The organism is Bacillus spongiae (assembly GCF_037120725.1).
GTDB classification, from domain to species: domain Bacteria; phylum Bacillota; class Bacilli; order Bacillales; family Bacillaceae_K; genus Bacillus_CI; species Bacillus_CI spongiae.
Genome location: NZ_JBBAXC010000006.1, coordinates 238,861 through 250,228, shown reverse-complemented (window position 1 = coordinate 250,228; position 11,368 = coordinate 238,861). Strand labels below are relative to the sequence as shown.

The window sequence follows — 11,368 nt, the reverse complement described above, 5'->3', positions numbered from 1 at the left end:
TTTACCCATCTTCTAATTTGTCCATTATCAGGAATGCCATATTTTTTAGCCAATAACTTAAATCCCATTGGTCCTTCTAGATATTCTTTAACAATGGTTAATTTTAAATCGTCACTATATTTTTCCATACAAAAACACCCCAAAAATTAGTTTTTAACTCTAACTTTTGGGGTGCAGAACCTTAAGTGGTCTTTTCATGATTATTTGCTCTTTCCCGTTTTTCTCATAGAGGTAAGCTGTAAAAACATCTCTTCAATCGTCATAGCACCTGAAGATTTGTCCATATTCTCCATCATTTCTTGTCGTTTTTCTTGTAACTGACGGATTGCTAATAGAAAGGAGTCATTTGTTAACTCTTCCTCTTCTAGCTTTAAAGCATAACCTTGCTTTACAAACGAATCCGCATTGATGATTTGATCGCCTCTACTCGCATTTTTTGAAAGTGGAATTAAAAGCATCGGCTTTTTCAAAGCCAATAATTCAAAAATGGAGTTTGAGCCTGCCCGACTAACGACATAGTTTGTAGCTGCGAGAAAATGCGGCAGTTCACTTGTTACATATTCATATTGACGATAGCCCTCTTGATTAAATGATGGATCTACATTGTCCTTGCCACAAATATGGATAATTTGAAAGGTCTTAAGAAGTTCTGATAAATTCGTCCGAATCGCTTCATTAATTTTCTTTGCTCCTAAGCTTCCTCCCATCACTAATAAAATGGGTTTGGCACTATGGAAGTCTGCTAGTCGACGACCTTGTTTCGCATCTCCTTCAAATAGCTCTTTTCTAATCACAGCTCCCGCACAGACAGCTTTTTCTTCAGGTAGAGCCTTCAAAGTTTCTGGAAATGTCGTATATATTTTTGTTGCAAAAGGAGCTGCTAGTTTATTAGCTAAGCCTGGGGTGAAATCAGATTCATGAATGGCCACAGGGACACCTGCCATTTTAGCGGCCATTACTACTGGAACTGAAACAAATCCACCTTTTGAGAAAATAACGGAAGGCTTCTCCTTTTTTATTGTTGAATAGGCTTCCATAAAACCCTTCATGACGCGCAAAGGATCCGTGAAATTCTTCCAAGAGAAGTACCTTCTTAACTTCCCACTAGAAATCCCATGATATGGTATTTGACTAAATTCATTCGTAATGATTTCTTTTTCAATCCCATCTTTTGAGCCAATATACGTTACATCCCATTCTTGTTCTAAAAAATAGGGAATTAGCGCTACGTTAACAGTCACATGTCCCGCGGACCCGCCACCTGTAAATAATATTTTTTTGTTCATTCGTTGTTACTCCGTTCTTTCTATAAATTTTATCTATTTATACATCCCCGAAAAGTTCAAACTACATAATTAATTCAAGCTTGATAAACACTCTTGATTCGTTCGTTTGAATCTATTGTAGAGCGAGCCTCTTAAAATGTCTGACTATAATAGCTTTAGGCTACTTATGCACGATACGTGTTGACATTGAAAGAACTCATCCCACTATTCTACCATATCATACTCGTTTACATTACTCATCTCTATTATTGTCTACATTACACTTTCTAGGTAAGTGTAGTAATCTACAGTTAGCAAACAGGCTACGTTTCATATATTTTTTATGATTATATTCACAAAAATATACGTCCTTCGCATCCTTGATGTTTACTGATGCACACTATTATAAGAAGTCCGTTCATTTTAAAACGTGATACCGTGAACACCTAACATATTTACTCGTCTATGCCTTTCACACTTTACTTCCTATAAAGATAAGACAGAATTATTTAAATCCTCCCTTTCAAAAATTCCTGTGCTATAATTTACCACAATATAGATTGAATCTTATTTAAGCTGTGATGAAGGAGAATGGTTATGAAACAAACATTTTCAACAAAAGAAAAAATCATTCAATTATTTATTATATTAGTTCCAATTCTGATTACTCAATTAGGAATGTTCTCGATGAGCTTTTTTGATACAATGATGTCCGGTCAATATTCACATATTGATTTAGCTGGTGTGGCAATAGGGTCTTCAATTTGGATTCCGGTATTTACTGGGCTAAGTGGGATATTATTATCTATCACGCCAATTGTTTCACAAAATATAGGAGCAAACAATAAGGAAGATGTTTCCTTTTCAGTCGTTCAAGGTCTATATGCTTCACTAGCTCTATCCGTCGTTGTCATCATCAGTGGGTTTATTGTACTTGAACCGCTTTTAAATAATTTAGCCATCTCGGAGGAAACACGTCGAGTCGCTAAAGAATACTTAATTGCTTTATCATTTGGAATTATTCCCTTGTTTATTTCTAATGTATTACGCTCATTCATTGATGCTTTAGGTTATACAAGAGTGTCGATGATTATTACGTTAACATCGCTTCCATTAAATTTTATGTTTAATTATATGTTTATCTTCGGTAAATTTGGTCTACCTGAACTTGGAGGTGTTGGGGCAGGAATTGCTTCCTCTATTACTTATTGGATTTTATTATTTCTATCCTTATACATCATCCAGACGAAGCGTCCGTTTCAAACTTATCAAATTTTCTCGACCTTCTTTCCAATATCCTTAAAAAAATGGAAGGAAATCTTTTTAATAGGGCTTCCGATTGGTTTATCCATTTTCTTTGAAACAAGTATCTTTTCAGCAGTCACTTTATTTATGGACGAATATGGAGCTGTGGTGATCGCCGCTCATCAGTCTGCGATTAACTTTGCTTCCTTTCTATATATGATTCCGTTAAGTATTTCCCTTGCTTTAACCATTGTGGTAGGCTTTGAAGTTGGGGCGAAACGATATAGAGAAGCAAAACAATATGCCATAATGGGCATCTTGACAGCTGTATTGTTTTCCATTATTTGCGGAGTCTTTCTTTATTTCCAACGAGAAGCCGTTGCTTCCATTTATTCTGATTCACCAGAAGTAGTTAAACTAACGGCTCAATTTTTATTATTTGCGTTATTTTTCCAACTATCAGATGCCATACAAGCACCAGTTCAAGGGGCTTTGAGAGGCTATAAAGATGTAAATGTCACATTTATGATGACCTTACTATCCTACTGGATCATTGGGCTACCACTTGGGTACACCCTTGCGAATTATACAGATGCAGGTCCTTTTGGTTATTGGATTGGGTTGATTGCTGGTCTAACTGCAGGTGCAATTACACTTTCAGGAAGACTCTATCTTGTTCAAAAAAAGAATATACGACTAGAAAAGGGCTGATACATCTGTATCAGCCCTCTTTACGATAATATTTACCTAACACATCTTTGCCCCCAGTTACAGGGATAATACTTCCGGTCATAAAATCTGCTTTTTCCTCACATAAGAAAGCAACTACTCTTGCTATGTCTTCACCTGTTCCTGGACGCCCAACTGGAACCGTTTCATCCACCTGTTCTCGTACAGACGCTATGGTACTTTCCTTCCATTCTTCATGTATGTCACCTGGACAAACCATATTAGCTGTAATCCCATTTGATGCTTCTTCAATGGCGAGCGTTCTCGTAAAAGATGCTAAGGCAGCTTTACTAGCAGCAAAGGCAGACCTGTATATCCAGCCAGGAGCCGTTTCAACACGGTCAAAACCAAAGCTAATAATTCTTCCCCACTTCCGCTCTCTCATGGACGGAACAATCAATTTTGATAGATAAAAAGCAGAGTTTAAATTACCATTTACGATGTAATCCCATTCTTCATTGCTATAAGTATCAAAGTTTTTTCGTTCTTTAATATATGGACCAGCATTATGGATAAAAATATCAATATGATGATACTCTTCAAGGATATTTTCCATCATGTTTGAACACTCTTCGGAATTAGAAATATCACATTGAATCGCTTTTGCATGAACATTATATGTATGCTGTAGTTCCTTAACCAATCTATTCGCTTCGTCCTCACTATGTCGATAATTAATCAAAATTGTATGACCAAGTGATGCTAGTTCTCGAGCTATTTTCTTTCCAAGCCCTTTCGCTCCACCTGTTATTAAGACATTTTTCCTTTTCATTAAATCCTCTCCACAAACATGGCTTTATGTACATACTATTCTGAATGGAACATTATTGCAACTTTCAAGAATTATAGCGATGATTCATCCGTAAGAATTTTATCGTAGGCAAAGAATGGATTGCTTTTTCCAAATAGTGTTGGGATTGTGCCTATATTTCGATATCCATTTTTTTCGAATAGTTTTTGAGCGACTTTATTCTTACTATACGTATCTGTTTTCATATAAGGAACACCTTGTTCCATTGCCACTTTTTCAGCATGCTGAATTAATTTTGAGGCAATACCTCCCCCGCGGACATTAACATCTACGGCGATTCGGTGAAATACAAAGGCATCTCCTTTTTCCCTCCAAGATATCGGACGATATTCTTCTGCCTCTTCTTGATCAACGGTAATCATCCCAATTGGCTCATCCTCTTCATTAACCGCAACATAAAGAGTTTCATTTTGAATATCATTTTGAAAATCTTGTTTTCTCGGATACTCTTCTGTCCATTGGTCATTATGATTTTCCTTCATCACATCAATGGTATCTCTTACGATTTCCATTATTTTATCTATGTCTGATACTTTCCCTTTTCTTATTTTTTCCATCTTCATCTCCTCCTATATTCGGCGTCACAAACTCACATATAGTATTTGGATTTCACGATCTCATCATGCTATATTTATGAATTAAAAAACAGTTCCAAAATTAGAACTGTTTTTTATGACGTTAAATTGTTGCAGTACTTAACTACATTATAAATATTATTATATTTAGATAATTTTTTCAAGGCATGTGAATTCCTTAACGTTTACTTCAGTTTAGTTATTTTCTAGTTGCTGAAATTGTTGGACATAATACTGAATGATTTTGACCTTTGCAATATCAGTCATATCTGAACCCATAATGCGGTTGATTGCGAGTAGTAATTTATCTTCCTTTGCTCTTCTTAAACGAGGGTGAGTGGCTTCGTCCAATAATTCGCTTTTAATTGAACTTACTAATACGTCTATTTCATTACCTTTATCGACAGTGAATGAGCGATTATTCCACAATTTTTTATATTCTTCTAATAAGGTAATATCTTTCATAAAATCAGCTCCTTGACAAATACTAATCAAAACGATGAAAGGAGGACAGTATATTATGTCTACTCCCTATCGCTGTCCAAATTGTAAAACGAACAAAACTCGTTTTAATATGATTGAGCAAATTTCTCATGCCGTTAAAATTAATCCTGAATCAGGAGAAATAGTAGAGTCTTTTAACGATCACGACGCTGGCCCTTTTCATTTACCTTATAATGGTCCCGAGTATCGTATTCAATGTGCTGCATGTGGATTAATTGAAGATGAAAAAACATTTGCTAAATTTGGTGAGAGTCATTATTAATCTTCAAATGCGGCAAGCCCCCTACTATATAGGGGGCTTTTAAAACAGATCGAAGTGCGGCGTAAAACTAATCATCTATTTATCCTAATCGCTTTCGATTCGCGCCTTTATTTTCCATCGTTGCCCATAAAGCAGCTTCCTACCAAGGCAATGCTAGATGCTTCCATTCATTCTCCCATAGCTGCTGAATTTGAGTTAGCATTTCTTCCGGCAGTTCTTTCTCTGTAGCTGATAAATTTTCGCTTAATTGCTTACTGTTTTTTGCGCCTGGTATAACCGTTGATACTTCATTACGAGCTAAGATAAACCTCAGTGCAGCTTGCACGATTGATGTGCCGTCTTCTGTAAGAAACCCTAATTTAGATAATAATGTAGCTCTTTGCTTTATTTGCTCTGTAGTCCAACGACTTCTGATGCCTTCAAATCTACTATTTTCTGTATATTTCCCTGTAAGCCAGCCTGAATCTAACGGAACTTTTATAATTAGTCCAGCTTCTTTCTCTTTAACCAACTTAAATGCAGAGGCTGGCTCTTGATGAAAGATATTATACATAACTTCAACAACTTGGCTATTCGTTGTTTTCATTAATTCCGTCAAATCACGACTTGTATCAACGGAGGCTCCGTAAGCGCGTATTTTTCCTTCTGCCTTTAATTTTTCCAACTCTTCATAATGAGGACTATTTCCGTTTAAATACTCAAAAGGAGGGTTATGTAATAATATTGAGTCTACATAATCAGTTTGCAGTCGCTTTAAACTGGATTCAAGCGATTGCCGTAATTGCTTCACGTCAAAATTTTGGACATTATTTGGATGGTGACCAAATTTAGTATTAATAACGACTTGATCTCGCTTACCAAGTAACGCCTTACCTAATAATTCTTCGCCTATTCCTGCTCCATAATTAGGGGCTGTATCGAAGAAGTTACACCCTTGACTAATGGCTTCATGCACAAGTTGAATGGCTTGTCCATCCTCCATTTCGCCCCAATCTTTTTTATTTCCAAGTTGCCAAGCGCCAAATCCCACTTCTGAAACACGTATTCCAGTATTCCCTAACTGTCGATAGTTCATAGTAAACTTCCTTTCTATTTAGGGCCTTTACGAGTCTTCCCCCATAATATTTTAGACTGATTGAACAGCAAATCCTTATTGTTAGGTTGATTGCTTCGTTTAGCTTCTGTTTTAAAATCGTCCAAATTACAAATTAGAAAGCTCTTCCTTCAATTTCTCTATATTTAATTCCTCCCCAATGATGACCAAATTATTGGGCATATTCATATCTTCTGGAAAGTACAATGGCATTCCATAGGAATATTGAAATAAATAAGGATATTTAAAACCAGTAAATGGAATATATCCTTTCATTCGATAAATGGTATCAGGACATTGATGGAGCCACTGCTCAAATTGTTCTTGATCAATTGAATGATTAAACGTGTATACAAAGGCTTGAAGTAATGCTTGCTTACGATCATGCTTTTCCACTGCCTGCTGAATACCTTCTTCACTTGGATTTAATGATTGAATATCTGTTAAGGAGAGATTACTTTTTGTCGTTAGGATCGTTCGAGCTGTTGAATTAATCGATTGCATTTCAAAGGCTACCTGACCAACTTCAATCTCAAGTAATAAATCTGTTTTATTTAATAAAATTAAGTGAGCATGTTTAATTTGCTCTCTTAATAATTGCAGGACTTGAGGTGAAAGATCCTGTCGATTTTTCCATAAATGAACATCAACCGTTGTAATAATGCCTTTAAAGGACCACTGATGAGCAAATAAAGGAGACATCACACTATCTAATACTTCAACAGGATGAGCAGCACCTGTCGTCTCAATAATAAGTACGTCCCATTCTTTATTAAACAACAATTCTTGTAATTGTGACTCTAACTTCTCTTGAAGGGTACAACAAATACATCCATCTAATAATTCTTTTAAGGGGGTTCCCTCTTCCACCTCATGGGAATCTATTGACACTTTCCCTAATTCATTCATTAACACTGCTGGTTTCTTCCCTTGAGTTTTAAACATGGTAATCATGTTTTTTAGTAAAGTTGTTTTTCCACTACCTAAAAATCCGGATAATATATATACTTCTCTTTTCATATTTGTATTCCTTTCTTTTCCTACTGAACATACTTAATATAGTATCAGATACATATCGAAATCCATAGTAATCTCAATAAAATAAGACGATTTTTAACTGATCATCAAGAAGAGATTTATTCGATTGTGGTAGCCAAAAGTTCATGCAACATCTTTGTTCGTTTTGGCTATAATGTATATTGTTCTTCCATAAAAAAGAGTTTGTCTACTTTATGAAACAAACTCCATCATCATGCTTTATTTGTATTCTACATCGAAATGGCCTGAATGCTTGTCAACTTTGCTATCAGCCCTTCTCCTTCATATACAATGAACAATCTCTTTCACTTACGTAGTATAGTACTCTTTATACCATTTCACAAACTTAGAGATGCCCTCTTCAATTGAAACCATTGGTTTATAGTTTATTTCTTGCTCGAGATCATCTATATCCGCGAATGTTTCGAGCACATCACCTGGTTGCATTGGCAATAATTTTTTTACAGCTTTCTTACCGATATTTTTTTCTATCACATCGATAAAATCACTTAATTGTACAGGCTGGTTATGTCCAATGTTATAGATTTTATAAGGAAGGGAATGATCTAATGAAGGTCCTTTCTTCCATAATCGCATGATGCATTCAACGACATCATCAATATAGGTAAAGTCTCTTCTCATCTTTCCATAATTATATACCTCAATAGGCTCTCCATTACTAATAGCACGTATAAATGAAAAATAAGCCATATCTGGTCTACCCCAAGGTCCATAAACCGTAAAAAAGCGTAAACCGGTTGTCGGAAGGTTGTATAAATGACTGTAAGTATGAGCCATTAACTCATTTGCTTTTTTAGTGGCGGCGTACAAACTAACCGGATGATCCACACGATCCTGAACAGAAAAAGGAACCTTCGAATTATTGCCATATACTGAACTGGAGGATGCATATAATAAATGATGAACTTGATGCTTTTGACTACATTCTAAAATATTGGCGAAACCAACAAGATTTGATTGAATATAAGCTTGAGGGTTTTCCAAACTATACCTTACTCCTGCTTGTGCAGCTAAATGGACAACACTTTCTGGTTGGAATTGCTCAAACAAATTGTCTAATAGCTCTTTTTCTTCGATTGACCCATGGATAAACTTAAAATTCGTATATTTCTTTAATATGTTTAACCTGTCCTCTTTTAAGTTTGTATCATAATAATCATTAATATTATCTACACCCACCACGTGAAAGCCTTCATCTAAAAGCCGCTTTGAAAAATGAAATCCTATAAAACCTGCACAACCCGTGATAAATATTCCTTTGATAAACTCCTTCATTAGCAAACCGCCTTCTTTCCCATTCTACCTAATCGACCGAAATCATATTGATATAAGAAGCTTACACGAAATCAAAATCAATTACCAATACCAATTCCCACATATCGGTACCCCAAATTCTCCATTGTAGCTGGATCCAGTGCATTTCTTCCATCAAATATAAACGGTTGAGCGACGATGTCCTTTGCACTTTCCCAGTCGACTTCAACAATCTCTTTCCATTCTGTTACGAGTAAAACTGCTTCTGCTCCTTTCAAAGCTTCATAAGGGTTCGAAGTATAATGGATAGAAGGATATATCTTTTTAACATGCTCTATCCCCTTTGGGTCAAAAGCAATAATACTGGCATTACGTCGTAAAAGAAAGTCAATAACCTTTAAAGACGAAGCTTCCCTTATATCGTCCGTTTCTGGTTTAAACGTCAAACCTAAGATGGCAATTCGTTTTTTCGAAAGTCCACTCAATTGTTGTTCCATTTTTTCCATAAACCAATTTACCTGTGTCTGATTTACATTTGATACAGCTTGAAGGATGTGCAATGGGGCCTCTTCAACGTTTGCTAACGCTAATAAAGCCTTTATGTCTTTTGGAAAGCATGAGCCTCCAAAGCCTATGCCCGCTTGTAGAAATTGAGGTCCAATTCTACTATCCATCCCCATTCCTTTGGCAACTTGATTGATATTAGCCCCTACTTTATCACAGAGCCTCGCTAATTCATTCATAAAAGATATTTTTGTAGCTAAAAAAGAATTCGCAGCATATTTAATCATTTCTGCATCTTCCAACGTTGTAAATAGGATGGGGGAGTTGAAATCTTTATACAATTCCTCCATTTTTCTTCGTGCTTTTTCTGTCTCACAACCTACAACAATTCTTTCTGGGTACAAAGCATCAAATAATGCTTTCCCCTCTCTTAAAAATTCAGGATTTGAAACAAGCTCAAACGAGATATCTTCTGTTCTTTTTTCTACTTCTTTACGTATCATTTCCTTTATTTTTCTACTTGTACCTACCGGAACGGTACTCTTCATCATAATAACCTGATCCGTTTTAATCCTACTGGCTATTTCTTTTGCAGCTGCTTCCACGAAGGAAAGATTCGCAACGCCTTCCTTTGAGGATGGTGTACCAACGGTAATAAATAAAATGTCGCATTGATCGATACATTCTTCTAGATTAGTTATAAAAAAAAGCTTCCCTTCTTTAACTAATTCATTTAATAAATTTTCTATCCCCTCTTCATAAAAAGGAAGAATGGACTGATTTAACTGATTTATTTTGTCTTGATCATGGTCGATAACGAATACTGTATGTCCATATTTAGCAAAAGCAACACTTGTTGTCATTCCAACATACCCTGCACCAATGATTCCTATATTCATTATTTCACCCCTTTTTACATGATGTAAAACCCCAAAATCGTTATAAATCATTTATCTTCTAGGATAATCACTTCATTTAAATACCGTAATACTTCTTCTCTAAAGTTAGGGCGCTGTATCGCAAAATCTATCGTGGCTCTTATAAAGCCTACTTTCGTTCCAATATCATATCGCTGACCTTGAAATTGGTAAGCAAACACAGCTTGAGTTTGATTCATAATATTGATAGCGTCTGTCAATTGTATTTCTCCCCCAGACCCTGGCGCCAGATTTTCTAAAACTTCAAAGATCTCGGGTCTTAAAATGTACCTACCCATAATGGCAAAACGTGACGGAGCTTCTTCGATATCCGGTTTTTCCACCAGTGCTTCAATGTTTATCACATTTTCTTCAACTTCACTGCCTTTTGGTTTAATGATCCCATATTTAGAGACTTCTTTATCCAATACTTGCTGTACACCCACGATGGATGAATGATACCGGTCAAAGACATCCATTAATTGTTGCAAGCAAGGCTTGGACGAATTTACAATATCATCACCTAATAAAACAGCAAATGGTTCATTTCCTACGAAGCTCTTTGCGCAATAAATAGCATGTCCTAGGCCTTTAGGCTCTTTCTGACGGATATAATGAATATTTGCTATGTCAGATATATTCCTTACTTCTTGAAGTAAAGATTGCTTGTTTTTCTTTATCAATGCTTCTTCTAATTCAAGTGATTTATCAAAATGATCCTCAATTGACCGTTTGTTACGACCACTGATGATGATAATATCCTCAATACCTGATGCCACAGCTTCTTCGACAATGTATTGAATCGCTGGCTTGTCTACAATAGGAAGCATCTCTTTCGGTAGCGCCTTCGTTGCTGGAAGAAACCTCGTACCAAGTCCTGCTGCTGGAATAATTGCTTTTCGAATTTTCACCTCTACATCTCTCCTAATACCAACCTTCATTATAAAAAATTTTAACTATTACTATATTATTATGATGGCATAATAAAAAGTGCATGGGGATATTGCTCATAATTGTTAAAAATTTGGTGTATTGAACGAAAATGAAGCTTATAAAACCTCTCTCATCTCACACTTTCCATTATTAGGTAAATACTACTTGTATACTCACGAAAATTTACAAATACTTAATAAATTGATTGATTTGTCCC

11 protein-coding genes are annotated in these 11,368 nt (G+C 35.8%); 2 read left to right on the top strand and 9 right to left on the bottom strand.

All coding sequences use genetic code 11. The annotated features are described in order from the left end of the window. Positions 1-200: 200 nt before the first annotated feature. Entirely contained in the window at positions 201-1,286 is a 1,086-nt protein-coding gene (locus WAK64_RS09795) for an undecaprenyldiphospho-muramoylpentapeptide beta-N-acetylglucosaminyltransferase (RefSeq protein WP_336586779.1), read from the bottom strand. Between the two features lie 576 nt (positions 1,287-1,862). Here WAK64_RS09795 and WAK64_RS09790 point away from each other — a divergent pair. Further along, the gene (locus WAK64_RS09790) at positions 1,863-3,221 is read left to right on the top strand and encodes an MATE family efflux transporter (RefSeq protein WP_336586778.1); all 1,359 of its coding nucleotides are present in this window, start codon (positions 1,863-1,865) and stop codon (positions 3,219-3,221) included. 10 nt (positions 3,222-3,231) lie between these two features. Here WAK64_RS09790 and WAK64_RS09785 read toward each other — a convergent pair whose 3' ends face one another. The 3 genes from WAK64_RS09785 to WAK64_RS09775 all read right to left on the bottom strand — a co-directional run bounded on the left by WAK64_RS09785 (position 3,232) and on the right by WAK64_RS09775 (position 5,090). After that, positions 3,232-4,011, bottom strand: a complete 780-nt coding sequence (locus WAK64_RS09785; protein WP_336586777.1) for an SDR family oxidoreductase — start codon at positions 4,009-4,011, stop codon at positions 3,232-3,234. 71 nt (positions 4,012-4,082) lie between these two features. Next, a complete protein-coding gene (locus WAK64_RS09780; protein WP_336586776.1) occupies positions 4,083-4,607 on the bottom strand; it encodes a GNAT family N-acetyltransferase in 525 nt (174 codons plus the stop codon). 213 nt (positions 4,608-4,820) lie between these two features. Continuing rightward, entirely contained in the window at positions 4,821-5,090 is a 270-nt protein-coding gene (locus tag WAK64_RS09775) for a hypothetical protein (protein ID WP_336586775.1), read from the bottom strand. A gap of 55 nt (positions 5,091-5,145) precedes the next feature. Between WAK64_RS09775 and WAK64_RS09770 the strand changes: the two genes are divergently transcribed. Then, positions 5,146-5,391, top strand: coding sequence for a DNA alkylation repair protein (locus WAK64_RS09770; protein ID WP_336586774.1), 246 nt, complete (start codon positions 5,146-5,148; stop codon positions 5,389-5,391). Positions 5,392-5,530: 139 nt separating this feature from the next. On the opposite strand, the gene WAK64_RS09765 is transcribed toward WAK64_RS09770, so the two are convergent. From WAK64_RS09765 to galU, 5 genes are all read right to left on the bottom strand, one after another. Beyond that, positions 5,531-6,466, bottom strand: a complete 936-nt coding sequence (locus tag WAK64_RS09765; protein ID WP_336586773.1) for an aldo/keto reductase — start codon at positions 6,464-6,466, stop codon at positions 5,531-5,533. Between the two features lie 126 nt (positions 6,467-6,592). Beyond that, on the bottom strand, positions 6,593-7,504 hold the full coding sequence (locus tag WAK64_RS09760) for a CobW family GTP-binding protein (RefSeq protein WP_336586772.1): 912 nt from the start codon (positions 7,502-7,504) through the stop codon (positions 6,593-6,595). A gap of 327 nt (positions 7,505-7,831) precedes the next feature. Then, positions 7,832-8,818, bottom strand: a complete 987-nt coding sequence (locus WAK64_RS09755) for an NAD-dependent epimerase (protein WP_336586771.1) — start codon at positions 8,816-8,818, stop codon at positions 7,832-7,834. 77 nt (positions 8,819-8,895) lie between these two features. Next, positions 8,896-10,200: a UDP-glucose dehydrogenase family protein gene (locus WAK64_RS09750; RefSeq protein WP_336586770.1), complete on the bottom strand. Its 1,305-nt coding sequence runs from the start codon at positions 10,198-10,200 to the stop codon at positions 8,896-8,898. 47 nt (positions 10,201-10,247) lie between these two features. Continuing rightward, the gene (gene galU, locus WAK64_RS09745) at positions 10,248-11,129 is read right to left on the bottom strand and encodes a UTP--glucose-1-phosphate uridylyltransferase GalU (protein ID WP_336586769.1); all 882 of its coding nucleotides are present in this window, start codon (positions 11,127-11,129) and stop codon (positions 10,248-10,250) included. Between the last annotated feature and the right edge of the window lie 239 nt (positions 11,130-11,368).